Source organism: Dongia mobilis, from assembly GCF_004363235.1.
Lineage (GTDB): Bacteria > Pseudomonadota > Alphaproteobacteria > Dongiales > Dongiaceae > Dongia > Dongia mobilis.
In genome coordinates this window covers 222,056-248,972 of the sequence record NZ_SNYW01000006.1, presented here as the reverse complement: position 1 = coordinate 248,972, position 26,917 = coordinate 222,056, and the positions used below count along the sequence as shown (strand labels likewise).

General features: G+C 65.9%; 22 protein-coding genes. 14 read left to right on the top strand and 8 right to left on the bottom strand.

All coding sequences use genetic code 11. The annotated features are described in order from the left end of the window. The first annotated feature begins 24 nt into the window (after nucleotides 1–24). Both A8950_RS02715 and A8950_RS02710 read left to right on the top strand, forming a co-directional pair. Complete coding sequence (locus A8950_RS02715; RefSeq protein WP_243735506.1) at nucleotides 25–2,820, top strand: DUF4159 domain-containing protein; 2,796 nt, start codon at nucleotides 25–27, stop codon at nucleotides 2,818–2,820. Then, nucleotides 2,817–4,901: a hypothetical protein gene (locus tag A8950_RS02710; RefSeq protein ID WP_133612077.1), complete on the top strand. Its 2,085-nt coding sequence runs from the start codon at nucleotides 2,817–2,819 to the stop codon at nucleotides 4,899–4,901. The genes A8950_RS02715 and A8950_RS02710 overlap by 4 nt, the downstream gene beginning before the upstream one ends. A gap of 10 nt (nucleotides 4,902–4,911) precedes the next feature. On the opposite strand, the gene A8950_RS02705 is transcribed toward A8950_RS02710, so the two are convergent. Genes A8950_RS02705 through A8950_RS02695 form a run of 3 tightly spaced genes read right to left on the bottom strand, consistent with a single transcriptional unit; the run spans nucleotide 4,912 to nucleotide 6,380 of the window. After that, nucleotides 4,912–5,241, bottom strand: coding sequence for a hypothetical protein (locus A8950_RS02705; RefSeq protein WP_133612076.1), 330 nt, complete (start codon nucleotides 5,239–5,241; stop codon nucleotides 4,912–4,914). Nucleotides 5,242–5,258: 17 nt separating this feature from the next. Then, the gene (locus A8950_RS02700) at nucleotides 5,259–5,858 is read right to left on the bottom strand and encodes a dimethylsulfonioproprionate lyase family protein (protein WP_133612075.1); all 600 of its coding nucleotides are present in this window, start codon (nucleotides 5,856–5,858) and stop codon (nucleotides 5,259–5,261) included. 18 nt (nucleotides 5,859–5,876) lie between these two features. Then, on the bottom strand, nucleotides 5,877–6,380 hold the full coding sequence (locus A8950_RS02695) for an Lrp/AsnC family transcriptional regulator (protein WP_133612074.1): 504 nt from the start codon (nucleotides 6,378–6,380) through the stop codon (nucleotides 5,877–5,879). A 26-nt stretch (nucleotides 6,381–6,406) separates the two neighbouring features. Here A8950_RS02695 and A8950_RS02690 point away from each other — a divergent pair, with 26 nt between their 5' ends. The 4 genes from A8950_RS02690 (at nucleotide 6,407) to A8950_RS02675 (ending at nucleotide 11,927) form a co-directional block, all read left to right on the top strand. Continuing rightward, nucleotides 6,407–8,236: a Na/Pi cotransporter family protein gene (locus tag A8950_RS02690; RefSeq protein WP_133612073.1), complete on the top strand. Its 1,830-nt coding sequence runs from the start codon at nucleotides 6,407–6,409 to the stop codon at nucleotides 8,234–8,236. Next, complete coding sequence (locus A8950_RS02685) at nucleotides 8,233–9,717, top strand: SLC13 family permease (RefSeq protein WP_133612072.1); 1,485 nt, start codon at nucleotides 8,233–8,235, stop codon at nucleotides 9,715–9,717. Before A8950_RS02690 ends, A8950_RS02685 begins: the two co-directional genes overlap by 4 nt. A 247-nt stretch (nucleotides 9,718–9,964) precedes the next feature. Continuing rightward, a complete protein-coding gene (gene trxB / locus A8950_RS02680) occupies nucleotides 9,965–10,933 on the top strand; it encodes a thioredoxin-disulfide reductase (protein WP_133612071.1) in 969 nt (322 codons plus the stop codon). 97 nt (nucleotides 10,934–11,030) lie between these two features. Beyond that, nucleotides 11,031–11,927 (top strand): LysR family transcriptional regulator, encoded by an 897-nt coding sequence (locus tag A8950_RS02675; protein ID WP_133612070.1) that lies wholly within the window; start codon nucleotides 11,031–11,033, stop codon nucleotides 11,925–11,927. A gap of 29 nt (nucleotides 11,928–11,956) precedes the next feature. Here the strand turns inward: A8950_RS02675 and A8950_RS02670 are convergent, their stop codons facing one another. Further along, nucleotides 11,957–12,577 carry a histidine phosphatase family protein gene (locus A8950_RS02670; protein ID WP_133612069.1) on the bottom strand — a complete coding sequence of 207 codons (621 nt, stop codon included), beginning with the start codon at nucleotides 12,575–12,577 and terminating at the stop codon, nucleotides 11,957–11,959. Nucleotides 12,578–12,812: 235 nt separating this feature from the next. After that, nucleotides 12,813–13,058, bottom strand: a complete 246-nt coding sequence (locus A8950_RS02665) for a YqaE/Pmp3 family membrane protein (protein ID WP_133612068.1) — start codon at nucleotides 13,056–13,058, stop codon at nucleotides 12,813–12,815. A gap of 928 nt (nucleotides 13,059–13,986) precedes the next feature. Between A8950_RS02665 and A8950_RS02660 the strand changes: the two genes are divergently transcribed. Next, entirely contained in the window at nucleotides 13,987–14,781 is a 795-nt protein-coding gene (locus A8950_RS02660) for a DUF1194 domain-containing protein (protein WP_243735505.1), read from the top strand. Nucleotides 14,782–14,960: 179 nt separating this feature from the next. Continuing rightward, nucleotides 14,961–16,124 (top strand): MFS transporter, encoded by a 1,164-nt coding sequence (locus A8950_RS02655; RefSeq protein ID WP_166644961.1) that lies wholly within the window; start codon nucleotides 14,961–14,963, stop codon nucleotides 16,122–16,124. On the opposite strand, the gene A8950_RS02650 is transcribed toward A8950_RS02655, so the two are convergent. After that, nucleotides 16,111–18,219, bottom strand: coding sequence for a HAMP domain-containing methyl-accepting chemotaxis protein (locus tag A8950_RS02650; protein WP_133612066.1), 2,109 nt, complete (start codon nucleotides 18,217–18,219; stop codon nucleotides 16,111–16,113). The two genes, A8950_RS02655 and A8950_RS02650, sit on opposite strands and share 14 nt — an antisense overlap. A gap of 276 nt (nucleotides 18,220–18,495) precedes the next feature. On the opposite strand from A8950_RS02650, the gene A8950_RS02645 reads away from it, so the two are divergent. Next, nucleotides 18,496–19,023 (top strand): PAS domain-containing protein, encoded by a 528-nt coding sequence (locus A8950_RS02645; RefSeq protein ID WP_243735537.1) that lies wholly within the window; start codon nucleotides 18,496–18,498, stop codon nucleotides 19,021–19,023. A gap of 18 nt (nucleotides 19,024–19,041) precedes the next feature. On the opposite strand, the gene A8950_RS02640 is transcribed toward A8950_RS02645, so the two are convergent. Then, a complete protein-coding gene (locus A8950_RS02640; protein ID WP_166644960.1) occupies nucleotides 19,042–19,725 on the bottom strand; it encodes a TetR/AcrR family transcriptional regulator in 684 nt (227 codons plus the stop codon). A gap of 150 nt (nucleotides 19,726–19,875) precedes the next feature. Between A8950_RS02640 and A8950_RS02635 the strand changes: the two genes are divergently transcribed. Beyond that, nucleotides 19,876–20,961 (top strand): HlyD family secretion protein, encoded by a 1,086-nt coding sequence (locus tag A8950_RS02635; protein ID WP_133612063.1) that lies wholly within the window; start codon nucleotides 19,876–19,878, stop codon nucleotides 20,959–20,961. A 52-nt stretch (nucleotides 20,962–21,013) separates the two neighbouring features. Further along, a complete protein-coding gene (locus tag A8950_RS02630; protein ID WP_133612062.1) occupies nucleotides 21,014–22,555 on the top strand; it encodes a DHA2 family efflux MFS transporter permease subunit in 1,542 nt (513 codons plus the stop codon). A 28-nt stretch (nucleotides 22,556–22,583) separates the two neighbouring features. Here A8950_RS02630 and A8950_RS02625 read toward each other — a convergent pair whose 3' ends face one another. Then, nucleotides 22,584–23,291, bottom strand: a complete 708-nt coding sequence (locus tag A8950_RS02625) for a DUF2272 domain-containing protein (protein ID WP_133612061.1) — start codon at nucleotides 23,289–23,291, stop codon at nucleotides 22,584–22,586. A 60-nt stretch (nucleotides 23,292–23,351) separates the two neighbouring features. On the opposite strand from A8950_RS02625, the gene rlmH reads away from it, so the two are divergent. The 3 genes from rlmH (at nucleotide 23,352) to A8950_RS02610 (ending at nucleotide 26,834) form a co-directional block, all read left to right on the top strand. Continuing rightward, nucleotides 23,352–23,822: a 23S rRNA (pseudouridine(1915)-N(3))-methyltransferase RlmH gene (gene rlmH / locus A8950_RS02620; RefSeq protein WP_133612060.1), complete on the top strand. Its 471-nt coding sequence runs from the start codon at nucleotides 23,352–23,354 to the stop codon at nucleotides 23,820–23,822. A 134-nt stretch (nucleotides 23,823–23,956) separates the two neighbouring features. Then, nucleotides 23,957–25,531 carry a 2,3-bisphosphoglycerate-independent phosphoglycerate mutase gene (gene gpmI / locus A8950_RS02615; RefSeq protein ID WP_133612059.1) on the top strand — a complete coding sequence of 525 codons (1,575 nt, stop codon included), beginning with the start codon at nucleotides 23,957–23,959 and terminating at the stop codon, nucleotides 25,529–25,531. Further along, entirely contained in the window at nucleotides 25,512–26,834 is a 1,323-nt protein-coding gene (locus A8950_RS02610; protein ID WP_133612058.1) for a murein hydrolase activator EnvC family protein, read from the top strand. Before gpmI ends, A8950_RS02610 begins: the two co-directional genes overlap by 20 nt. The last annotated feature ends 83 nt before the right edge of the window (nucleotides 26,835–26,917 follow it).

Genomic DNA, 26,917 nt, shown 5'->3' with positions numbered 1-26,917 from the left:
ACGCATGACGAAGCGGCGGGTCTGATGGCGCTTGGCAATCTCAGTTTCCTGGTGCCCTGGATGTTGGCGGTGCTGGCGGCGCTGCCGGTGCTGTGGTGGCTGCTGCGCCTGACGCCGCCCAGTCCGAAACGCATCCGTTTTCCGGCCATTCGCCTGCTGTTCGGCCTGCGCCCGCGCGAGGAGACGCCGCATCGGACGCCCTGGTGGCTGATCCTGCTGCGCGTCTGCGTCGCCGGCTTCATCATCCTGGCGCTGGCGCACCCGGTGTGGAATGCCGGTCGCGACTTCGCGCGCGGCGGCCAGGTGCTGATCGTCATCGACAACGGCTGGGCCGCGGCACCGCATTGGCCGACCATGATGAACGCCGCCGGCGACATCGTCGACCGGGCCGACCGCGAAGGGCGCACGATCTATCTCCTGCCGACTGCCCTGGTACTCGGCCAGAACGCGTTTTCGCCGCCGAACGGCCTTGCCCCGGCCCAGGCGAAATCGGCCCTGGCGGGTCTCGCGCCGCAGGCCTGGCCCGCTGACCGCGCCCTCGCCACGCAGGCGCTTATCGCCTGGCGTGCCGCCAATCCCGAGATTGCCCGCGATCTCAACATCACCTGGCTCAGCGACGGCGTGGCGCTGCCGGGAGCGCAGGATGCCGACTTCGCCGCCGCCCTCGGCACCATCGGCCATCTCGAGATCGTCGCGCCGCGCGAACTGCCGATGGTCTTGCGGCCGGCGGAAATCGGCGCCGCCGAAATGAGCGTGCGGCTGGAACGCGCCATGGTGGGGGCCGCTCAGGAAGTGGCGCTGCGCCTGCGCGACCAGGAAGGCCGCGTTATCGGCACCGCCGGCGCCAGCTTCGCCGCGACGGCCAACGCGACCGAGGCAAAGATCGCCCTGCCGCTCGAACTGCGCGGCCGCATCGGCGCCATCGCGATCGACGACGCGCTGGGCGACAACACCCATGCCGCTGCCCTCACCCTGCTCGACGATTCCGTCGGCAGCCGCCCGGTCGGCGTCATCACCGACAACCCGGCGGCAGCACGCCAGCCGCTGCTGGGCGAACTCTATTACGTCGAGCGCGCGCTGCAGCCGGCGAATGAATTGCGCGTCGGCAATGCCGAGACGCTGCTGGGCCAGTCGCTCGCGGTCATGATCCTGCCGGATTCCACCGCCCTCAGCGAGGCGGATCGCGCGGCGCTCGAGCGCTGGGTTGCGGGCGGCGGCATGCTGATCCGCTTCGCCGGCCAACGCCTGGCAGTCAACGGCAATGACGGCGACAGCCTGCTGCCGGTGCACCTGCGCCAGGGCGACCGCGTGCTGGGCGGCGCCCTGTCCTGGAGCGAGCCGACGAGCCTTGCACCCTTTCCCGCCAACTCGCCCTTCGCCGGCCTTGCCATTCCGCCAGAGGTCAAGGTGAACCGCCAGGTCCTGGCGGAGCCGGATATCGAACTCGGCTCCCGCACCTGGGCCAGGCTCGGCGACGGCACGCCGCTGGTCACCGGCGCCAAGACCGGTGACGGCTACAAAGTGCTGTTCCATGTCAGCGCCAACGCCGAATGGTCCGACCTTGCCCTCTCCGGCCTGTTTGTCGAGATGCTGGAGCGGCTGCTGCAACTGGCCGCGGGCATGCCGCAGGCGGCGGCAGAAGAGACGACGCCGCTGCCACCCAGCCAGATCCTCGATGGATATGGTCGCCTCGGCCCGGCACCGTCGAGCCTCACCCCGCTGCCACCCGCGACCCTGCGCGACCAGGCGGTGGGGCCGCAGCATCCGCCAGGACTCTACGGCCCGGCCAAGGGCCGGCGCGCACTCAATCTCGGCGCCGGGCTGCCACCGGTTACGCCGCTCGCCCTCGACAGCGCACCGCTGTCTGCATCGGGCGCTATCGACTGGAAACCCTGGCTGCTGCTGCTGGCCGGATTGCTGCTTATCGTCGACGGCATCGTCTCCCTGCTGCTGCGGGGCCTGGTCGGCCGCCGCCGCCAGGGCGCGGCCCTCGGCACCGGCGCCGCCCTCGCTCTGCTCCTGCTGCTGGGCGGCACCGCCTTCCAGCCGCGCGCGGCCGAGGCGCAGTCGGGCACCCGCAATATCGTCCAGCCGATGACGGATGAAGAAATCATCGCCGCCACGGAAACCACGCGCCTTGCCTATGTGCGGACCGGGGTACCGACGGTGGACGCCACCAGCCGCGCCGGGCTTATCGGCCTTACCACCATTCTCATCGAACGCACCTCGACCGATGTCGGCGAGCCGGTCGGCATCGACCTCAATGTCGACACGCTGGATTTCTACCCGGTGCTCTACTGGCCGATTGCCGGTACCGGTCAGACGCTGAACGAGCACGCCGTCGCCGGCATCAACCGCTATATCGCCGGCGGCGGCCTGATCCTGTTCGACACCGCCGACCAGAATATCACCGGGATTGGCGGCGGCATGGGCCCCGGCGTGATGCGGCTGCAGGAGCTGGCCGGCGGACTCGACATCCCGCCGCTGGTACCAGTCGGCGGCGATCATGTGCTGACGCGCGCCTTCTATCTTCTCAAGGATTTTCCCGGCCGCTGGGTCGGCGGCACACTCTGGGTCGAGACGCCGCAAACCCGGGTCAATGACGGCGTCGCCTCGGTCATCGTCGGCAGCAATGATTTCGCCGCCGCCTGGGCGATCGACGATTATGGCCAGCCGATGTTCCCGGTCACGCCCGGCGGCGAACGGCAGCGCGAAATCGCCTATCGCTTCGGCGTGAACCTCGTCATGTATGCGCTCACCGGCAACTACAAATCCGACCAGGTGCATGTGCCGGCCATTCTCGAAAGGCTGGGGCAATGATGACCAGCCTCGGACTCGACGGCCTCTCTGTCGTCCTAAACCCCCTGCTCCCGGTCTATGCCCTGGCGGCGCTGGCGCTGGCCTTCGGCGCTATCTTCGCGCTCTCCCTCTGGCGGCGGGCACGCGGCAAGTCGCTGCGCCTGCTGGCTGGCATTGCCATCCTCGCCGCCCTGCTCGACCCCAGCATCGTCAAGGAACGGCGCGACTACCAGCGCGACATCGCGGTGATCGTTCTCGACCGTTCGCCATCGCAATCGATCGGCACGCGCGAGGCGGACACCAGTGCCGCGCGCCTGGCACTCGAACGGCAGATGGGAGGGCTGGCCGATATCGACGTCAAGATAATCGAGGGTGGCGGCGGTCCGGACACGGCGGAACACGGCACGCGCCTGATCGAGGCTCTGCGCCGCGGCATCGCCGATTTGCCGCCGGCCCGCATCGCCGGCATCGTGATCGTCTCCGAAGGGCAGATCCACGACATTCCGGCGCAATTCTCCGAGCTCGGCATCTCGGCGCCGGTCCATCTCCTCCTCACCGACGATCCGGGCAAGGGTGACCGGCGCATCGAACTGGTCGAGGCGCCGAGTTTCGGCCTGGTCGGCCGGCCGATCGAGGTCAAGCTGCGGGTCGAAGACCTCGGCCTCGCACCCGGTGCACGCACCATCCTGCGCATCCGCCGCGACGGCGAGCCGCTGGATCCCGTCTCGGTGACGACGGGCGAGGAGATGACGCTGCCACTCGACCTCGAGCATGGCGGGCAGACGGTGTTCGAGATCGAGGTCGAGGCCGGCGCGCAGGAACTGACGCTGTCCAACAACCGCGCCGTCCTCACGGTGAATGGCGTGCGCGACCGTCTGCGCGTGCTGCTCATCTCCGGCGAGCCCTATCCCGGCGAACGCACCTGGCGCAACCTGCTGAAATCCGACCCATCGGTCGATCTCATCCACTTCACCATCCTGCGGCCGCCCAACAAGCAGGATGCGACGCCGATCAATGAACTGGCGCTGATCGCCTTTCCGATCGACGAACTGTTCGACATCAAGCTGCGCGAGTTCGATCTCATCATCTTCGACCGCTTCCAGCATCTCGGCATCCTGCCCGAGGAGTATTTCCTGCACATTGTCGATTATGTGCGCGAGGGCGGCGCGGTGCTGGAATCGGCCGGTCCGAGTTCAGGCAGCCAGTTCAGCCTCTATCGCACGCCATTGGCCGCGATTTTCGCCGCCATGCCGACCGGCGAGGTTATCCAGCAGGGCTACAAGCCCGGAATCACCGCGCTCGGCAAGCGGCATCCGGTGACCGCCGACCTGCTGGCCGATCCCGATGCCGAGCCGAATTGGGGGCGCTGGTTCCGCCAGATGGCGGCAACGACGCGCGACGGTGATGTGCTGATGGACGGCGCCGGCGGCCTGCCGCTGCTCATCCTGGAGCGGGTCGGCAAGGGCCGCGTCGCGCAGATCTTTTCCGATCACCTCTGGCTGTGGTCCAAGGGTTTCGAAGGCGGCGGGCCGCAGGCCGAGCTGATCCGCCGCACCGCCCATTGGCTGATGCAGGAGCCGGACCTGGAGGAGGAGGATTTGCGCGCCACCGCCATCGACGGCCGGCTCGAGATCGAGCGACGCAGCCTGGATGCAGCCGCCAGCAGCGTCACCGTGATCCGTCCCGACGGCAGCAGCGAGGAAGTGGCGCTGAGCGATTCGGGCCGCGGCCGCTTTACCGGCAGCCTGCCCGCCGCCGATCAGGGCCTCTACAAGGTCAGTGACGCCGCCCGCGATGCCTTCGCTGCGCTGGGCGAGATCAATTCGAAGGAATTCGAGGACCCGCGCGCCAGCGCCCTGCCGATGCAGCCACTGCTGGCAGCCAGCGGCGGCGGTTATGCCGTCTTTCCCGAATTCGGCAGCCCCGATCTGCGCCGCGTCGGCAAGGATGACGACCGCGCCGGCAACCGTTGGTTCGGCTTCGTGCGCAACGAGGATTTCGTGGTCACCGGCATCGATCGCGCGCCCCTTCTGCCCCCCTGGATCGCCCTCATCCTTGCCACCGGCCTGCTCCTCGCCGCCTGGCGCCGCGAGGGACGGTGAAATGGTCCGTCTACCAGCCGATCGCCTGCGGCACCCAAACGAGGACGAGCGAGCCACCGATAGCGATCCCGATCATGCTCGACAGTGCGATCAAGCTGCGGCGAATGAAAAACGGCACAGCGAAGGCGGCAAGAATCGGCATCAGAACGAGCAGGCGCGATAGCAGGTAGTTTTCGCGCGAGCGCCAGTGCCAGAACTCGGCAAAGGGGCCCTCGAATTCCCAAGGATAGCAGCCGCCCGCATCGAACGCGGCCCCGTCGCTGCAGGCAGGGGCATTAAGCGCATCCACGGCGTCCCATAGGACGAGAAGGATTGCAACGACGAGGAGAACCTGGATCACGCGCGCGGGCCAGGGCGTCACGCGATTGCCGCCGCCTTTGCAATCTCACCGCGCCAGAGATAGATGGCAGCCAGCGGTGTATTGCCGGTCTCAGTGGCATGGGGCAGATGCGGCGGGTGATGGATGACATCGCCATCCCCGTGCTCGGCCCAGTCCCCGCCCTCGCGCCACCAACGCGCAGGGCCCAGCGGCAGATAGATCTCCTCGGCCGGATGCTGGTGCGCCGGATAGGTGGTGTGCGGCCCCAGCACCAAGATGCCAAGGCGGAAATCGGCGATGCGGAAGCCGGCATCGGGACCAGCCCATTCGCGATAACCGTAATTGGCGAGGAAATCGGGATGCGGCGGCTTTTCCCGGTAATTCGGATTCTGCCGCCAGCCATGGCCGAGGCTCTGCAGGCCCAATGTCACCTTGACCGCGGGACGCCCGAGTGGACTTTGGCGAATGGCCTCCGGCCAGTGCCGCGCGACGCCGGCCGAACCGGCCGGTTCCGTTGCCGCCAGTCCGGGCAAATCGCGGCAGCGCATGAGGTCGGCGGCAAAGGCATCATGGCCCGTGATGCGCGCGGCAATGCCGTCGAGCAGAGCGCGCCAATGATCGGCCAGTTCCTCGGTCACTGGAACCTCCTGCCCTGCCTATTCCTCGGCCGCCGGCTCGGCGCCGCCCTCGACATCGATGGGAACGCCGGGCTCCTGCTTGGCGGTTCGGATGGCCAGCGCCGATTTCACATGGCTGACATTGGGGGCGGCGGTGAGATTGGTGGTGAGGAAACGCTGATAGCTGTCCCAGTCATGGGCGACGATCTTCAGCAGGAAGTCGGTCTCGCCCGCCAACATGTGGCATTCGCGCACCTGCGGCCAGGATGCCACCCTGGCCTCGAAGGCCTTGAGGTCGGCCTCGGCCTGGCTGTTGAGGCCGACCTGGGCGAAGACAGTGACACCGAAGCCGAGCGCCTCGGCGTTGACCACGGCGTGATAGCCCTTGAGATAGCCGGCCTTTTCCAGCGCGCGTACGCGCCTGAGGCAAGGCGGCGCCGAGATGCCGGCGCGCTTGGCCAGGTCCACATTGGTCATCCGGCCATCAGCCTGCAAATCGGCCAGGATCTTGAGGTCGATCTTGTCCAGTCGCGCGCGGCGCATGCAATCTTTCCTTCGATTCGGCGGCGTTGGCGCAACTATATTACAGGACATTTTATTTCGCCAGCGGCGAAAAGGGTGCCAGGCGAGACATTTGGCGCCTTGCCAAGCCAGCCCGGCTCGGCCATCACCAGACCATGATCGCGGCGACCCTGATTGGCGGCATCGGCCTTTTCCTGCTCGGCATGTGGCTGATGACCGAGGGCCTGCGCGTGGCGGCGGGCGATGCCCTGCGCGTCATCCTGCAGAACTGGATCAAGAGCGGCCTGCAGGGTGTCCTCGCCGGCATCCTGATCACCGCCATTGTGCAATCATCCACCATCGTCACCGTGGCGACCCTCGGTTTCGTCAATGCTGGGCTGATGTCGCTGGGCCAGGCCATCTGGGTGATCTTCGGCACCAATATCGGCACCACCATGACCGGCTGGCTGGTGGCGGTGATCGGGGTGAAGGTCGATATCGGCGCTCTCGCCCTGCCCCTGATCGGGATCGGCATGCTGGGGCGCCTCGTCTTCGGGCGCAATCTGCGCCGCGCCGGGCTCGGCCAGGCCCTGGCCGGTTTCGGGGTCTTCTTCCTCGGCATCAATGTCCTGCAGGCGGGCTTCGCCGATTTGGCCCCGCTGGTGGCCGCCGAGGCCATCGCACCGCCCGGCTGGACCGGCCGCCTGCTGTTCCTCGGCCTCGGCTTCGTCCTTACCCAGTTGACGCAATCCTCCAGCGCCTCGATCGCCATTATCCTCACCGCCAGCGCCGGCGGCTCGGTGCCCTTCGACCTTGGCGCCGCGGCCGTCATCGGCACCAATATCGGCACCACCACAACGGCGTTCCTGGCGGCCCTCGGCGCCACCGCCTCCGCCAAGCGCGTGGCATCCGCCCATATTGCCTTCAATCTGCTGACCGGAATCGTGGCACTGCTGGTGTTGCCGCCGCTCACCCATGTCACCGATTTCCTGACCACGGCCCTCGGCATGGCCAATGACATGCCGATGCGGCTCGCCATCTTCCACACCATCTTCAATATCCTCGGGGTGCTGCTGATCTGGCCCTTGGCGGCGCCGCTGGTGCGCTTTCTGTCACGCCGCTTCGTGACGCCTGCCGAGAGCCTCGGCCGCCCCCGGCATCTCGACCAGACCATCACGGCCGTGCCGGCGCTGGCCCTGCGCAGCCTGGTCCTGGAATTGCTGCGCATGCGCGACATGGCCTTCGCCGCGGCAACCCGCCGGGTGGTCGATGCCAGCGCCGCCAGTGCGGATGTCCTTGCCCAGGAAGAGGGCGTCGCCGCCCTCGGCCAGGCGGTCCGCGCCTTCATCGCCGGCCTCAGCGCCGGGCCGTTGCCGGACGATGTCGTTGCCGCCCTGCCGGACCTGCTGCGCGCGACCCAGCATCTCGAGGAAGTGACCCGGCGGGCCGCGGGGCTCGCGCCAAGCGGCCCTTCTCCCAGCCATGAGATGGGCAACCTGCGCAAGGCCGTGCTTGCCAGTCTTGCAGGGCCAGCCGGTCGCGCTGAGACCGAGCGTGAAACCGGGCCAGCACTGGATGCCAGTGGCGAACTCGCCGTATTCGCAGCTGCGGTCGAGGATCATTACCAGAAGGCAAAAACGGAGCTGTTGCGCGGGGCGGCGACCGGCAGCCTGTCGCTGGATGCGATGGAGGCCGCCCAGCGCCAAGCCCAGTTGCTGCGCCGCTGTGCCGATGCGGCGAGCAAGGCGCAGCGGCGCCTTCTGCCCTGGCTGGAGCGCGCAGCGGATCCGGCCCCGCAGGGCAATGGGCCGGCACAAACCACCCCGCCGGAATCGCCGGCAGCGTCTGCCAACGCCGGCGGTCAGGACGAGGCAGCGGCAGCGGGTCGCGCGGAATGAGCCCATCCCCGGTGGCGCCCGAGACCCTTCGCAACCCGGTCGTCGCGCGGCTCGGCCTCGTCGCGGGTCTCGCGGTGCTGCTGGCGACGCTGTTGCTACCGGCGCCATCGGGCCTGTCGCCCGAGGGCTGGTGGACGCTGGGCTTGGCCCTGATGATGGCAATATGGTGGACTACAGAGCCCGTGCCGATCGGCATCACCGCGCTCTTGCCGCTGATTGTCCTGCCGCTGCTGGGCGTTGCCGGTTTCGCCAGCGTCGCCGCCCCCTATGCCAACCCTCTGGTCTTCCTGTTCCTGGGCGGCTTCCTGATGGCGGCCGGCATCAGGTGCTGGCAGCTGCACCGGCGTCTTGCGCACGGCGTGCTGCGGCTGATGGGGAGCGAACCCCGGCGCCTGGTGCTGGGCTTCATGCTGGCTTGCGCCTTCCTCTCGCTGTGGATCAGCAATACCGCGGCGGTCCTCCTGCTGTTGCCGGTCGCCACCTCGGTGATCGACGCGGTCGAGTCCTGCCATGACGATCCGGCGGAAATGCGCCGCTTTGCGCTGGCGCTGCTGCTGGGTCTCGCCTACAGCGCCTCGATCGGCGGGACCGGCACGCTCATCGGTACGCCGCCAAATGCGCTCCTCGCCGGCTATCTCTGGGAAACCCACGGCATCGACCTTTCCTTTGCCGCCTGGTCGGCGCTGGCGATGCCGCTGGTGATCGCCTTCCTGCCCCTCGCCTGGCTACTGCTCACCCGCCTGCTGTTTCCGGTGTCGCCGCGGCTGGAGCAGGCCATCCGGCAATCGCATCTGACCCGCGACCTCGCGGCCCTCGGTCCGATGCCGGTTTCGGAGCGGCGCGTGGCGGCGATCTTCTGCGCCGCCGCGTTGCTGTGGTCGACTCGACCGCTGTTGAACAACATTCCTGGACTGGAGGGGTTGAGCGATCCCGGCATCGCGCTCATTTGCGCCGCCGCGCTTTTCCTCATTCCGAGTGGCGAGGCTGCCGCGCCGCGCCGGCTGCTGACCTGGGCCGAGGCGCAGAACATCCCCTGGCAGGTGCTGATCCTGTTCGGCGGCGGCCTGTCGCTGGCCACGGCAATGGAGTCGAGCGGCCTTGCATTCTGGATCGGCGACGGCCTCGCCGGGCTGGGTGCGCTGCCCGGCTGGGTCTTCCTGCTGATCCTCACCGCCAGCGTGGTGGTGCTGACCGAATTGGTCAGCAATACGGCGACGGTGGCAGCACTCCTGCCGGTGGTGGCGACCATCGCCGCCGGGACCGGGCTAGATGCCGCGGCGCTTTCGGCCGCCGTTGCCATGGCAGCCAGCTGCGCCTTCATGCTGCCCGTGGCAACACCACCAAACGCCCTGGTCTTCGCGACCGGCCATGTCACTATCGCGGCGATGTTGCGGGCCGGGCTGGCGATGAATGTGCTCTCAATCCTGCTGGTGACGGCGACGGTCCTGTTCCTGGCGCCGGTCCTTTTTGCTTCCGGATAGCAGCGGCCGCTGCCCCCTGCACCAGTGCGGGCGAAATTGTCCTTTCGTCCCCGATGCATAGCTCAAACCATCGGAACTTCTTGGATTTTCGGGTAGATTTTTCCAGCTATTCCCGATCCGCATGGCTTGGAATCAGGCTTGGCGATCTCTATTCTCTATAGACGCGCTGGAAGTATCCCGAGTCCCCGCCAGGAATCGCCGGAGCCAGCCCATTGCCAAGCCCGAACGCCCCAGGATGCGCGCCGCCATGACCCAGGAAATCCACACCAAGGCCCTCATCATCGGTTCCGGACCGGCCGGCTATACGGCGGCGATCTATACCGCGCGCGCCAACCTCAAACCGGTGCTGGTACAGGGCCTGCAGCCTGGCGGGCAGATGACCATCACCACCGATGTGGAGAATTATCCCGGCTTTGCCGATGTCATCCAGGGCCCCTGGCTGATGGAGCAGATGCAGAAACAGGCCGAGCATGTGGGAACGCGGATGATGTTCGACACCATCGTCGATGTCGATCTCAGCCGCCGCCCGTTCCGCGCCACCGGCGATTCCGGCGATGTCTATGTGGCCGAGACGCTGATCATCGCGACCGGCGCCCAGGCGAAATGGCTGGGTCTGCCCTCGGAACAGAAATTCCGCGGCTTCGGCGTGTCCGCTTGCGCCACCTGCGACGGCTTTTTCTTCCGCGAGAAGGAAGTGGTGCTGGTGGGTGGCGGCAACACGGCGGTCGAGGAGGCGATCTACCTCACCAACCACGCCAGCAAGGTAACAGTGGTCCATCGCCGCGACAGCTTCCGTGCCGAGAAGATCATGCAGGAGCGCCTGTTCCGCAACCCGAAGATCAAGGTGGTCTGGGATTCGGTAGTCGAGGAAGTCGTCGGCACCGACGACCCGATCGGCGTTAGCGCCGTCAAGGTGAAGAACGTCAAGAACGGCGAGGTCACCAGCATTCCCGCCGATGGCCTCTTCGTGGCGATCGGTCATTCGCCGGCGACCGAGTTGTTCAAGGGCAAGTTGCCGCTTGATGCCGAGGGCTATCTGTTGACCAAGCCGGACAGCACCGCGACGGACGTGCCCGGGGTCTTCGCCGCCGGCGATGTCAAGGACAAGGTCTATCGCCAGGCAGTCACTGCCGCCGGCATGGGTTGCATGGCAGCATTGGAGGCCGAGCGCTTCCTGGCCGCCCATGAACACGAAACGGCCCAGGCGGCGGAATAGCCCGCCCGCGCAACAAGAGCCGGCCCGGCCCCGGGGGAAATGAGGCCAGTGCCGGCAGGGGAGCGCATCCGGCAACGGATGCCCGGAAGAAATGAAGATGGACTGGGACAAACTCCGGATCTTTCACGCAGTTGCCGAGGCTGGGTCCTTCACCCATGCCGGCGAGGTGCTGAATCTCAGCCAGTCAGCGGTGTCGCGCCAGATTTCCTCGCTGGAGGAGAGCCTCAATGTGGCCCTCTTCCATCGCCATGCGCGCGGCCTCATCCTCACCGAACAGGGCGAACTGCTCTATCGCACGGCGCATGAAGTGTTCTCGAAGCTGGCCATGGCCGAGGCGCAACTGGCCGAGTCCAAGGATCGGCCCAAGGGCCAGTTGAAGGTGACGGCGACCCAGGCGTTCGGCTCGTCCTGGCTCACCCCCTGCCTGCTGGAATTCATCGACCTATATCCGGATGTCGAGGTCGATCTGGTCCTCGAGGACCGCGAGCTTGATCTCTCCATGCGCGAGGCCGATGTCGCCATCCGCATGGCGCCGCCGCGCCAGCCGGAACTCATCCAGCGCCACCTGATGACGGTGCATCTCAATATCTATGCGGCGCCCGCCTATCTAAAGCGCCACGGCATTCCGAAGGTGCCGGAGGATCTCGACCAGCATCGCATCATTGTCTACGGCAATGACACGCGCCCGCCGGTCGAGGATATGGACTGGCTGCTGGTCGCCGGCACGCGCAAGGACAAGCCGCGCCGGCCGATCCTCAAGGTGAATTCGGTCTATGCCATCCTGCGGGCGGTACAGAGCGGATTGGGTCTTGCCAGCCTGCCGGAATTCATGGTGAGCGAAGGGACCAGCCTGGTGCGCGTCCTCCCGGAACTGCAGGGGCCGCGCATCGACGCCTATTTCGTCTATCCGGAAGAGCTGCGCAATTCCAAGCGCATCCAGGTCTTCCGCGATTTCCTGCTGCGCAAGGTCGCCGAAGGGCGCATGCAGGGCTGAAGCCCTGCCGCAACGCCCCCGGCGGCCGGTTACCACAGGAAGGGTCGATCGGCTGCCTCGCGCCAATCCTCGAGTTCGAGCTTGGCCAATACCGCAAATCCACCCGCGCCATCGGGACGGATCACCGCCGCATCCGCCCGTCCCAGCTGGATGCCGGTCAATTCCAGGAACTGGAAGTCGTTGCCGATGACGATCGTATTGCTGCCTGCAGGCGGCTTGCTCGACAGGACCTGCGCGACGAATGCCGGGTCGTAGACGCGTGGCTCGAGATCAGCGCGGCCGAAGGCGAGCAACGCGGTGTCGCGCGTACGGCATTGCGCATTGGCGATGACGCGGTCGAACACGATGCCAAGTCGGCGCATATAGACGCCGATATCCCAGGCCTGCGCCCGGCCCCTGTTGTTCAGGTTGCGCTGCTGGCTGCAATCGGCGAATTCCGCCGGCGAGGAGAATCGATCGAGTTTTTCCTTTGGTCCCTTATGGCGGTCGGCATGGCGCAGATAGACGACGTAACCGCCCTGCCGCAGGCTGGCAATGGCGTGGGCCTCGTCCAACTCGTTGCCGATTGCCGCGGCGGCGCAGGTCAGTGCGCCGACCGCCAGGCAGCCAATGAGGACACGAAGGACGGTGCGGCGGCAGGCCGGCAACACGGACTGCCGCGCCTGCTCCCAAACACTTCTAGCGGTACCGGTTTGATCTCCGGCTGGGGTTGCGGCGGGAAATGGCACGAATTGGCTCCGACTGTTCCGGCGGCAGCCATAGCGCGCCGCCCTTTATGGGCGACCAATGAGCATATTGCAGGTGATAGCAGGCTGACGCCCGCGCGAACCTCGCGTGAATATCCGGCGCCAATCGCCCCGCGGTGCGTGGCGCCGGTGGCCTCGGTCAGCCCCGGCGTCCGGCCAGCAGCGCCTCCATCTGCCTCTGCTTCTTCTCGTTGTTGATGACGAGGATGGCGTGGGCCGCTGCGATCAGCCAGATGACGAAGCCGGGCGAGCCGCCGAGGAAGAGGCTGAAGATGAAGACGACCCAGGCCAGCACATAGATCAGCAGGTTGAAGATCGCCTGGAAGATCTTGCCGTAGAGCAGCAAAGCCAGTGGCGGGAAAATGAGCGCGATCAGGTAGATCATGTAGCGGGCTGCTCCTCGCATGCCTGGGTTGAAGACGGCCGCCATGGCGGGTCAGCCGAGAAGGCGGGTTCCCGCGCGGGTGTCTAGTTAGATGGGGTCGATCCGTTTTCCGGCAAGCCGGTTCCGGGATGTCAGCCAAATCCGGGAAGTCGGCCGCGGCGGCCAAACATGTGATGAATTGGGCTCATCTGGCCCGGGAACGACAGAAAAGTCGTGATTCGAAAACTCTGCCGAGTCGATAGGGAATTCATGGCTGCAACAGTCCCGCGGCTGTCAGAGGTCGGTGAAATTGGCAATCGCGCCGGCCTGCGACAGAATCGCCCGCACTGCACAATGTCCCGCCACATAGATGTAACTAATTGAAAAATTTAACTATCAACGATATGCAAGTGGCGCATGCCGCGTCTGTGAATTTGACTCTGGTTAGGGGGCGCGAATGCTCTATCCTGCCGCCGTGCCCGACAGCCACACTGTTGCACGGAAGTTACAGTTTGAATCTTTAATGGTTCGCACGGTTGACGAGTCACGATGCAGCCACAATTTCCAGCCAGAGTGATCCTGGCAAAGAGATGATGGCGCGGTGATCGCGGGTAAGGATTTCGAAGCGCAAGCTTCACCGAGTTTCGGAGCAGATGCTCCAGCGAGTTTCGAAGCGCAAGCTTCACATCGAATTCGGGCGCGATGCCCGGATGGGGTCTTCGGACCCTACGTCTCCCAGACGTAAAGCCTCCCTGTTTAACTTGCCGGGCCTCGTGCCCGGCAATTTTTTTGGCCGCGACGCGTCCCCCGCCCACTAGAACCCTCCCGCCAGGACCTCCGCCTGACCGTTTGGCGATGCCCGGTCAGCCCCGGTCAGCTATGTCTGGCCAGTCCCGGCAAGGTGCCCCACAATACCCCGCTCGCGATCGAATGATGCGGAGGTAGGTCCATGGGGTGGTACCGCGCCGACCAGAAGATCCGGTATGCATTGCCCATGCTGATGCTCGCTGTCGCCGCGGCGCTGGCCGTCATGTCAGGGCACGGCAGCCCGCTGCGGGCCCAAGAGGCCACCGCCGTCGATGTCGCCCTGGTCCTGGCGGTGGATGCGTCCGGCAGCATTTCGCCTGCCGAGTTCCAGTTGCAGAAGGAAGGCATCGCCGCCGCCATCACCAATGACGAAGTGCTGGCCGCGATCACCGAGGGTCGGCACGGCCGCATCGCCATCGCCTATGTCGAATGGGGCGGACCGGCCAACGCCCAGATCGTGGTCGACTGGATGCTGGTGGGCGATACCGCCACGGCCGAGGATTTTGCGGTCACCGTGCTGGGCGCGGAAAGGTCGTCGCAGAGCTATAACGCGCTTGGCGATGCGATCGCGCTGTCGACCGCCCTCATTGCCCAGTGCCCCTGCCGCCCGACCCGTCGCGTCATTGATGTCTCCGGCGACAATCCGGACAACCGCAGCCAAATGCCGGCACCGCTGGCGCGCGACGCCGCCGTGGCGGCACGCATCACGATCAACGCGCTGGCCATCCTCAATGATGGCGGGCTGGGTACCGGCGGCCAGCCCTGGCTGGTGGAGAACTACCAGGCCAACGTGATTGGCGGCTTCGCCGCCTTCGTCATGACCGCCACCGACCGCGCCGATTTCGCCCGCGCGCTCCGGCAGAAGATGATCCTTGAGATCGCCGGCCTGGAGCCCGATGCGCCGCCGGCCGATCGTGTGCAGACGGCCGGCGATTAGTGCTGCCACGCAGGGCGCGCATGCGCGCTGCGCCGCCACTGCATAGCGCGATCCATCGCACTGGAAATTGAACCGCCGTTCAGGCAGGGTGACGCCCATCGACAGAACGGCTTCGCCTTTCGTCATTTCCAATGCTGCGGAGCCCAGGCTTGACTTCCCCAGGCGTCACTTCCCCCGGCATGAAGGCCGAACAGATCAACTGGCGCACCCTGATTGCCGCCTGCGCCGCGGTCTGCGTCTTCTCATTTTCGCTCGGCGAGATGTTTCCGCTCCTCGCCCTCAACATGGAAAGCTGGGGGGTGAGCGAGGCCGTCATCGGCATCAACACGGCGATGGCGCCCATCGGCATCCTGCTGGCCGGACTCATCATCCCGCGCCTCTCCCACATGTTCGGCGGCCGCCGCGTCGCCATGTTCATGGCCGGGGCGACGGGTACCATCTTCCTGCTTTACCCGACCTTTCCCGACCTCTGGGCGTGGTTCCCGCTGCGCCTGCTGCAGGGCGTCACGGTGGCGACATTGTTCGCCCTCAGCGAGGCCTGGGTCCTCGCCAATGCCAAGGGCGAGATCCGCGGGCGCGTGGTCGGCATCTATGCCACCTGCATCTCGGCCACTTTCGGCGTCGGCGCCGCGGTGGTGAGCTGGACCGGGATCGAGGGCTATCTGCCCTTCATGGTCGGTGCCGCGGTCCTGTTCCTCGCCATCCTGCCGATCAGCCTGGTATCGGACAGCGCCGATCGCGCCGCGGACGAGCCGCATGTCTCGATGCTTTCCTTCCTGCCCAAGGCGCCGATGCTGCTCCTCGCCATCGTCGTACATGCCATCTTCGACGGCGGCATGCTGGGCTTCCTCGCCGTCTATGGCGTGCGCTTCGGCATGAGCGAAAGCATTGCCGCCCTCACCATCACGGCACTATCCCTCGGCAACGTCTTTTTCCAGATCCCGATCGGCTGGGTCGCCGACCGCACCTCGAAGCGCGGTACGATGGTGGGCTGCTTCATCACCGCCGTGATCTGCCTTGCCATGCTTCCGGCCGCGATCGACACGATCTGGATCTGGCCGCTGGCCCTGGTCTCGGGCGCCGCCGGCTTCGGCATCTATACGGTGGGGCTGGCCGAGCTGGGCGACCGCTTCAGGGGCCGCGACCTCATCGCCGGCACTGCGGCCTTCTCGACCATGTGGGGTTTCGGCGCCCTGGTCGGTGCCGCCATGTGCGGCGTCGCCATGGATCTGTTCGGTCCGCACGGATTCCCGGCCAGCCTGATCGTCGTCTTCGTCGGCTATCTGCTGGTCCTCGCCCTCATCACCTGGTATCGCAAGCGACGGGCCGTCAGGCCGATTTGACGCCGGCCAGGAAGGATTGCACGTGGTCGCGCAATTCATCCGATTTCTGGCTCACCTCATGCGCAGCACCCAGCACCTGCTTGGCCGCGTCGCCGGTGCGGTCGGCTGCCTGGTTGACCGCCGCGATGTTGCGGCTGACCTGATTGGTACCATCGGCCGCCTCCTGCACGTTACGCGCGATCTCCTGTGTGGCGGCTCCCTGCTGCACCATGGCCGAGGCGATTGAGCCGACGATCTCGTTGATGCGGGAGATGGTGCCGGCAATGCCGCGAATGGCATCGACCGCCTCCGATGTGGCGCTCTGCACGGCATTGATCTGGCCAGCGATCTCGTCCGTCGCATTGCCGGTCTGGGTGGCGAGGTTCTTCACTTCCGATGCCACCACGGCAAAGCCCTTGCCGGCATCGCCGGCGCGCGCCGCCTCGATCGTGGCGTTGAGGGCCAGCAGGTTGGTCTGGCCGGCGATGTCGTTGATCAATTGCACCACGGCGCCGATCTTCTCGGCCGCGGCATAGAGACCCTCGACCAGGGTGTTGGTCGCATTGGCCTGGCTGGTCGCCTCGCCGGCGATCTTGGCGCATTCGTCGATCTGGCGCGAGATCTCGGCCACCGAGGCGTTCAATTCCTCGGTCGCCGAAGCGACTGTCTGCACGTTCTGCGAGGCCTCGGCCGAGGCATTGGCGACAGTAGCGGCCAGATGCGCGGTATCGCCGGCGGTGCCGGTCATCGAATTGGCCGTGCCCTGCAGGCGGCCGGCGGACTCAGCCAGATCGCCAAGGACACCGCTTACCGCCCGGTCGAAATTCTGGGTCAGGTCGCCAATGCGCTCGGCGCGGCGCGCGCGCGCGGCCTGGTCCGCGGCCTCGCGGGCGGCGAGGTCGCGCGCCGTCTGCATGCTGTCCTTGAACACGTTGACGGCCTTCGCCATGGCCCCCACCTCATTGCCAAGCTCGGTATCCGGTACAACGACGTCGAGATTGCCGCGGGCCAGTTCGCCCATGACGCCGGTCATGCGGCTGATCGGCCGCGTGGTGGCGCGGATGGCAACGAAAGCGATGGCAAGGGCGATCAGCAGGCCGGCGACCAGCATGCCGATCATCGCCAGCTGCAGGTTGCCGGCGCTGACGATGGCAGTCTTGCCGTCCGCGGCCAGCAGCATGGCCTGGCGATCCACCAGCCCGCCATGACGCGATCCGTCCGCGCCGCGCGCACCGCCGAGCAGCACCAGGATCTGCTCGGCCAGCGGCGCCACCGCGCCGTTCAGCTGCTTCTGCGCCAGGTTCCAGTCGTCGGATTTGCGGATGGTAACGATCTGCTCGGGCAGCACGGCCAGCTTCTCATGCGCATTCAGCAGCGTCTTGTGGGCACCCTTCTGGCCGCTGGTGAAGAGCCCCGTCATCTTGTCGATCGTCTTCAGGCGGCTGGCCGTCACCTTCCAGTTCTTGTCGAATTCCTTCTGGAAGACCTCGTTGCCGGTGATGACGAAGGCGCGCAGGCTGGCCTGGGCCAGGGAAAAGGCGGTGCGCAGATCGGAAAGTGCGATCAGCAATTCCTTGCGCTCCTCGGTCGCCGGCTGCGCCAGCTCCTCGTTCATCATACCGGCGATGCTCTTGAGGATCGTGGTGATCTGCTTGTCGCCCTCCTGGTTGAGCAGCTTGAGGGCCGGTTGTTCGTCCGGACTGTGGGCAACGGCCTCGGCTGCGTCCTGCGCCGCACGGAAGCTGCCAAGCGCCGCCTTTACGGCCTGCCAGTCAGCGACGTCGGTGGCGTCGGACCAGCCGGCGGCAAGGCCATCGATCGCGGCGACATTTCCGTCGATGCGCTGCCATGAATCGGCACGGTCCTGTTTGAAGCTTTCGCTCCCGGTCAGCATCCAGTCGCGCAAGGCGGCGAGCGATCCCTGGACATTGGCGACAAGCTCGCTGCCGGCGGTTGTCATCGGCAGGCGTTCTTCGACCATGGCCTGGGTGATCGCTGCGGAATTGCGGGCCTGCCAGAAATTGACCGCGATCACCACGACGAGGATCGCCGCGACGGCGCCGAAGCCCAGCAACAGCAAAGTCCTGATGCGCAGATTGGCGAGTCCAGCGATCATTCGGATTTTCCCTTGTGGTTTAGCGATTTGCGCCAGCCTAGCGCCAGAGGCTTAAGGAATTGCGATGTCGGTACAATCCCGAAAAATGGGCCCTAATTCGACGCCGGACTCGCCTCACAGCGTCTTCGAAGCCACGCCACCCGACAACCGACCATTCATGAAACACGCTAAAAATCATACTATTATATAAGTTTCGAACTGGTCCGGTCGGATGCACCCGCCGTATCGATCAAGACCAATTGCTCCAGACCCAGACAGAAGGCCGCGACCGTGAACATGATCAGTTTTGCCCAATCCGTCCGGATGCACCGGGACATCGCACTCGAAGATATCGGGCAGTACCCGGACCTCGCGACGGCCCTGGCGGCCTGGCAGGGCTCCGGTGGCGATCGCCTGCCGGCCAGCGTCGATCCCCTGGCACTGCCGCGCCAGTTGTTACCCTATGTCATGTTGCTGGACCTGGAAGAGAACCCGGCCGCCTCGGACCTTCCCTATTGCCTGCGGGTGCGCCTGGCCGGCACCTATATCTGCGACAAATATGGCAGCGAGATGCGAGGCCGGACCACCGACGATTTCTTCGCCCCCACCGACGCGCGCCATGTGGTCGAAGCGGCCCTCCAGGTTGCGCAGTTCGGCCTGCCGAGCCTGGCCGAGCGGCAATATGTCACTCTCGAGGGTGGAATCTGGTCATATGTGCGCCTGATCGCGCCGCTGTCGCGCGACGGCAAGCGGGTGGACAGCTTTTTCAAGGTGCTGGACCCCGCCACCTTGCGCCAGCACGAGGTGACCCCGGCGGCGGCGTGACCAATCTTTCGGCGCCGGTTACGCGGCGCCGGCATCACCACCATAGCGGCGCAGGAACATGTCGACGGCACCGGTCACCACGGTGTCGGCATCCGGTGCCTCTGGGTCGGGACAATCCAGCAGGATCTGCAGATAGAGCGGCCCGCGCACCATGCCGCAGAAGAGATCTGCGGCGAGGCGGGGATTGTCGACCCTGAGTTGGCCACGTTCCGTCATCTCGGCGAGGTAGCTGCCGAGCAGCCGCTTGAACGAACGCGGCCCGTTATCGTAATAGCCGCGGGCAAGCTCCGGAAAGCGCGGCCCCTCGGCCACGATGGTGCGGTAGATCGCCATGGTGCGCGGCGCCAGCAGGAAACCGGCCACGGCTCGGCCGATCCGTGTCAGGGCGGTCCTGGCATCGGGCGCATCGCGCACCTCCGGCATGACAGTCTCGGCATAGGTGCGGCAGGCCTGCCCGACGATAGCAACGAACAACTGTTCCTTGCTGGCGAAATGGGCATAGACGGTGGCCTTGGAAACGCCGGCCGCTCTTGCCACCTGATCCATGCTGACGGCGGCGAAACCATGCTCGGAAAAGAGTGCCCGCGCCGCCTCCACCACCTGCAACGCCTTCGGCGACAAATCGGCGCCGGTTTCCGGATGGGTCAGGGGTCGGGTCGCCTCCTCTGACAATATCGTCTTCTTATTCAATGCATTGGCCATTCGGATCGGCTGCCTTCGCGGTTGCTCTGTCATTTCGGCATGACTGAACTGATCAGTTTAGTTTAGCCTTGACTCTGGGAATTCGGCAAGCCATTTTCAAGCAACATTGAACTGAACAGTTCAGTTCACCCAAATTTCCGGAGTCCCGCCATGCGCAAACTCATCCTGCGTTCCGGCATAACCCTCATCCTCCTCGCCGCTGCCGCCGGCGGCTATCACTGGTGGCAGCAGGTCCGCTTCGTGGAATCGACCGACAATGCCTATGTCGAGGGCGATATCGCGATCATCAGCCCCCGCATCGAAGGGTATGTCGCGTCCGTCGCCATCGGCGACAACCAGGCGGTTCGGGCCGGCGACGTGCTGGTGACGATCGAGGATTCCGATTTCCGCGCCCGCGTCGCCCAGGCCGAGGCCGCGCTGGCCGGGGCGGAGGCCAACCTCGCCACCATCGGCAGTCAGATCACCTATCAGGATGCGCGCATCGCCGAAATGGTGGCGGCGGAAAAATCCGCCGGCGCCGAACTGACCCGGGCGCGCCAGGCTTTCGAGCGCAACCAGAAACTGGTCGCCAGCAAGATCATCGGCACGCAGGAGATGGACACCATCACCGCGACCCGGCTCAAAGCGGAAGCCGAGGCCTCGCGCATCGCTGCCGGTCTGGTGGCCGAGCGCGCGCAGAAGGGCGTACTGGAAGCCAACCGCATCGAGGCGATGGCACGGGTCGACGAAGCTGCGGCCAATCTGCGCCTCGCCCGGAACGATTTCGAGAAGACCGTGATCCGCGCGCCAATCGACGGCGTCATCGGCAATCGCACCGTCCGCGTCGGGCAGTTCGTGCAGCCCGGCTCGCAATTGCTGGCGCTGGTGCCGAGCGCGGTCCATGTCGTCGCCAACTTCAAGGAGACCCAGCTTGAACACATGCAACCGGGGCAAAAGGTGAGCATCTCGGTCGATGCCTTCCCGAGCCGCCCGGTCACCGGCGTCGTAGAAAGCTTCTCGCCCGCCTCCGGCACCGAGTTCAGCCTGCTGCCGGCCGAAAATGCCACCGGCAATTTCACCAAGATCGTGCAGCGCGTGCCGGTGCGCATCACCCTGGACCCGCAGAACACAATGAACGGCCTGCTGCGCCCCGGCCTGTCGGTCGTGGTCAGCGTCGACACGCAATCGGCGGGCGAGGCAAAGCTCGCCGGCAACAGCGGCTGGCTGTTCGGCGCGGCACAGGCCGCCGGCGAATAGCCGCCCTGCCGCCCGCCCCAGACAGATCAATCCCGACAGAAAGACTGCGGCCATGCCCGACCGGGCCCCGACGATGCGCGACTGGATCGGCTTCATGGTCATGGTGGTCGGCATGTTCATGGCGATCCTCGACATCCAGATCGTCTCGTCTTCCCTGAGCGAGATACAGGCGGGCCTTGCCGCCAGTTCCGACGAAGCGACCTGGATCCAGACCTCCTATCTCATCGCCGAGGTGATCTCGATACCGCTTTCGGGCCTGCTGGCGCGCCTGCTTTCGACACGCGTGCTGTTCAGCCTGTCGGCCGCGGGCTTCACGCTCGCCAGCGCTCTCTGTGCCATGGCCTGGGATATCAACTCGATGATCGTGTTCCGCGCCCTCCAGGGTTTCATCGGCGGCGCCATGATCCCGACCGTGTTCGCGACCGCCTATAGCTTCTTTCCCCCGTCAAAGCGCAACATGCTCTCGGTCCTGATGGGCCTCATCGCCACCATGGCGCCGACCCTGGGCCCGACCATCGGCGGCTATATCACCGAGATATCGAGCTGGCACTGGCTGTTCCTGGCCAATCTCGCCCCCGGCATCCTGGTCGCCGGCGCGGTCTGGCTGCTGGTCGATGTCGACCGGCCCGACTGGTCGCTGCTGCCCGGCCTCGACTATCTCGGCCTGCTTTTCATGGCGGTCTTCCTGGGCAGCCTGGAATTCGTGCTCGAAGAGGGACCGCGTGACGACTGGTTCGAGGACCACCTCATCCAGATCTTCGCCGTGGTTTCGGCCATCGGTGGACTCCTTTTCGTCTGGCGGGTGCTGACCTATCGGCAGCCGATCGTCGACATCCGCGCCTTTGCCAACCGCAATTTCCTGATCGGCTGCAGTTTCAGCTTCGTGATCGGCATCGGCCTCTACGGTTCGACCTATCTGCTGCCGCTCTACCTGTCGCATATCCGCAACTACTCGGCGCTCGATATCGGCGTCGTCATGATCGTGACCGGCGCGTTCCAGTTCATGTCGGCGCCGGTCGCCGGCAGGCTTGCCAATCACCTCGACCCGCGGGCAATGCTGGCCTTCGGCCTCGGCCTGTTCGGCCTTGGCGCCTATCTGCAATCGCTGCTGACGGCGGAATGGGGCTTTTGGGAGTTTTTCCTGCCCCAGGCCTGCCGCGGCTTCGCCCTCATGTTCCTGTTCATCCCGATCAACGCGGCGGCCCTCGGCACCCTGCCGGCCGAGCGGGTCAAGAATGCAAGCGGCCTCTACAACCTGATGCGCAATCTGGGCGGTGCCGTCGGCCTCGCCGCCATCAATTCGGTCCTCAACGACCGGTTCGCTCTGCACTGGAAACGTCTGGTGGAGAGCTTGCCGGCGGGCAATCCCAATGTCGAGGCCTTCCTCGACCAGGCGCAGCATGGCATGCAGGGGGCGATGGGTGGCCAGAGCGCCGCTGGCGCGGTGAGGATGCTGGGCGATCTGGTCCATCGCGAGGCCCAGGTGATGACCATGGCCGACGTGCAATTCCTGATGGGGCTGCTATTCGTGTCGGGCATCTTCCTGGTGCCGCTGCTGCGCCGCCCACGCGGTGCCGTCGCGGCCGATCACTGAAAAAATGCTGTTCCCGCCAGCAAGTGGCTCACCGGGGATAGCGGTTCTCCAGCACCAGAAACCAGGGTCGCACATCATCCCTGGCGAGGCGTCCTGCCGCGTCGATCTGGCGCTCGGTGCGGCTGACGGAATTGCGCACATTGCCGCCGATCGACCACAGCCTGCCCACCCCGGTGAGGACGACGATATCGCAATGAAGCGTGGCGCCGACCGGGATAACGTCGAAGCGCTCGATCTTCTGTCCGGCGCGGGTGGCACAGATGAGATCGCCCGGCCTTGGCGCATAATCTTCCGGCGGATGGGCGCGCCATTTCCCGCCCCCGGCGGCGATCGCGGCGCGGAGGTAGCCGGCATGGGTGGCACTGGGCGGCATCTCCTCCGCCGGAACGCCTGCCTCGGCCATCACCCATGAGATGAAGGCGGCCGACCAGGGCTTGTCGACATCAAAGCCGCGCCAATCCGAGCCGACCGCCCGCCAGTATTTGGCGACCAGCGCGTCGCCGCGCCGCTCGTCCTCCCAGAAGCCGACGGGCGCGATGATCTCGCGGCCGAGCGCGTCGAAGCGGATGGTCTGGCCGTTGAAGGCGGCCCATTCCTGTTCGGCCAGGCGGATGATGCTGGCGCGGACGGTTTCCGGCGGCGCGAGCGGCCGCGGCGGCATGGCGGCAGCACAGCCTGACAACATGACAAGCAGCAGCAGCAGCGGCAGTTTCCGGAGGGGTCGCGCGTGGCTCATGACTTGAGCTTAGCGCGACCCGCGTCCAGAATGAAACCTTCGCCGACCGGAACGGGGACCATGAGAATACGAATCATCGCTCTTGGCCGGGCCAGGGCCGGCCCGGAGAAGTCCCTCGTCGAGACCTATGCCGGGCGTCTGACCTGGCCTTGCGAGATCGTCGAGCTCGAGGCGAAAAAGGGCCTCGAAGGTGCAGCGCTGGTTTCCGCCGAAGCTGCCCTCATCGACAAGGCTTTGCAGAAGGGTACGGGCGGGCAGCGAGCGGTGATCGCCCTGGACGAGCGGGGCCAGGTCTTTGGCAGCCGCGAGTTCGCCCGCCGCCTCGGCGCCTTGGCCAACCAGGGCTATGCCGAGATCGTCTTCGTCATCGGCGGCGCCGACGGCCTTGCCCCGGCGATCCGCGATCGCGCCGACCTGCTGCTGGCATTCGGCGCCATGACCTGGCCGCACATGCTGGTGCGGGTCCTGCTGATGGAGCAGATCTATCGCGCCCAGACCATTCTGGCCGGCCATCCATATCACCGCGACTGATCCGCCACGCCGATCGGCCGTAATAATCGGGTGGTTGGTCGCGGGCGAGGCAAGTACCCGGGCGCTTTATCCTGCTGGCGCATTCAGCCGGATCGGGTTAATTCTGGACCCGGCCCAAACAGTCCGGAAAGCCGATGAAATCGACTCAGATCAAACCCGTGGTTCTGTGCATCCTCGATGGCTGGGGCCATCGCCATGAGCAGGAGGACAATGCCGTTCTTCTGGCCGAGACGCCGAACTGGGACCAGATGACCGCTGCCTATCCCTGGAGCCTGGTCGACGCCTCCGAGCTCTATGTCGGCCTGCCCGAGGGGCAGATGGGAAATTCCGAGGTCGGCCACATGAATCTCGGCGCCGGGCGCGTCGTCATGCAAGATCTGCCACGCATCGACCGCGCCATCGCCGATGGCAGCATCGCCAAATTGCCGGAACTGGAAAAGTTTGTCGCGAAGATGCGGGCCAGCAAGGGCGACGTGCAGTTGATGGGCCTGCTGTCGCCGGGTGGTGTGCATTCGCATCAGGATCACATGGTGGCGCTGGCCCGGGTCCTGTCGGCGGCGGGGCTCGGCGTCGTCATTCACGGCTTCCTCGACGGCCGCGACACGCCGCCGCAAAGCGCCAGGGGCTTCGTCGCAGATTTCGAGGCCAAGATCGCGAACCTGCCCAATGTCCGAATCGGCACATTGGGCGGGCGCTACTACGCCATGGACCGCGACAAGCGCTGGGAGCGCGTGACGCTGGCCTATGACGCCTTCCATGGCGAGGCGCCGCGTGTGGCAACGGCACAGGCCGCCATCGCCGAGGCCTATCTGCGCGGCGAGACCGACGAATTCGTCAAGCCCACGCTGATCGGCAATTTCCCCGGCTTCAGACAGGGCGACGGATTGCTGATGGCGAATTTCCGCGCCGACCGCGCCCGGCAATTGCTTACCACGCTGATCGATCCCGGTTTCAAGGAGTTCCCGCGCAAGAAGGTGACCAGTTTCGCCGCCGTACTGGGCATGGTCGAATATTCGGCCGAACTGGCGAAACTGATGCCCTGCCTGTTCCCACCGGTCGAACTGACCCGGACACTGGGCGAGATCGTGGCCGATCATGGGATGAAGCAGCTGCGCATGGCCGAGACCGAGAAATACGCCCACGTCACCTTCTTCTTCAATGGCGGCGAGGAAGGGCTGTTTCCGGGGGAGGAGCGCATTCTGGTGCCGAGTCCCAAGGTCGCGACCTATGACCTGATGCCGGAAATGTCGGCCTATGAGCTGACCGACAAGCTGGTCGACGCAATCCAGTCGGAGAAGTTCGACCTCATCGTCGTCAACTATGCCAATGGTGACATGGTGGGTCACAGCGGCAATCTGGCCGCCGCGGTAAAGGCGGTCGAGGTGGTCGACGCCTGCCTTGGCCGCGTGCGCGATGCGGTCGTCGCCAAGGGCGGCGCGCTGCTGATTACCGCCGACCACGGCAATTGCGAGATGATGAAGGACCCGGTGACCGGCGAACCGCACACCGCCCATACGCTCAACCGTGTGCCCTTCATCCTGGTCAATGCGCCGGCATGGGCGGCAAAACTGAAGGACGGGCGCCTGGCCGACGTGGCGCCGACCATTCTTGCCCTGCTCGGCATCACGCAGCCGCGCGAGATGACCGGTGAATCACTGATCATGGGCGGCAGCGCGCAGCAGCGGGAAGATGCCTCGGCGCGCGCCTGATCCCCGCCAGGTAGAACGCGGTGCCGACAGGATCGGTCCCGCCTGGCACCGGCCTAGCGCCGGCCTCGCCACGTTGCTGGCCGTACTGCTGGTGGTGACGCCGCTTGCCGCCGCGCAGGACACGGACGATCTCGAAAACGTCCAGCAGGAGATCGAGACGAGCCGCAAGGCCGCCGAAGCGCTGGCCAAGAAGGCGGCCAGCCTGGAAAAGGAGGTGGCCGATCTGCAGGCCGCCCTCATCAAGGCGGCGGCAGACGTGCAGAAGCGTGAACGCGAGGTATCCGAGATCGAGAATACGCTGGCCTCGCTGACGGAGGCCGAGGCCGAGAAGGCGGGCAGCCTCAAACAGGGGCGCGCCGAATTGTCTGCGACCCTGGTCGCCCTGCAGCGGCTCGCCACCCGGCCGCGCCAGGCACTGCTGTTCGCCGACGAATCCCCCATCGACATGGCACGCTCGGCGCGACTGCTCGGCATCGTGACTCCGGCCCTCGACAGCCGCGCCCGGACGTTGCGCAGCGAGCTTACCGACATCAAGGGCCTGCGCCAGGAAATGGCGATGCGGCGCGACCAGCTGACTGCGGCCCTGGCGGATCTCGCCGACGAGAACCAGCGTCTGTCCAAGCTGGTGGCCAAGAAGGCGGGGCAGCAGAAATCGACCCAAGCCGAGACCGAGGCCACCCGGCAGCGCCTGGCGCGCCTCGCCGATCAGGCCAAGAACCTGCAGGACCTGATTGCCCGCCTGGAGAAGACGGAACTGGCCGCGCCAGCGGCACCCGCGCCACCCGCCCCGGTGGAGGCCAAGGGGCAAGGACAGGAGAATGCAGAGGCGGCCCAAATCGCCGCCCTGCCGCAGCCGCGTACCGAGAAACCGGCCGATCTTCGGAAATTCCCCAAGAATCTGTCCCAGTTGACCAGTCCGGCCAGCGGCAAGGTGGTCCGCCGGTTCGGTGCCCGAACGGAACCCGCCGGTACGCTGAAGGGAATCGAGATCGAAACCCGCCCCGGCGCCCAGATTGTTGCCACATTTGACGGCCAGATTGTGTTCGAAGGGCCGTTCCGCGGCTATGGGCAAATATTGATCATCGAGCATGCGGGTGGGTATCATACCGTCCTGGCTGGGCTCGACCGCGTCGTTGTCCAGGTCGGACAATGGCTTAAGGCTGGAGAACCCCTTGGCAGAATGGGGGCTTCCGGCAGGAACGAGGATGGAACCGAAAGCGGCCGGCCGAAATTGTATGTCGAATTGCGGCGCGACGGCGAACCCGTCGACCCGGCGCCGATGATGGCCGCCCAGAACAATTGATCGGTACAATTGATCGGTACAATTGATTGCATGAATTATGACGCCGCCAGGGTCGAGCGCCGCCAGTACCGGACGGGCAGCCA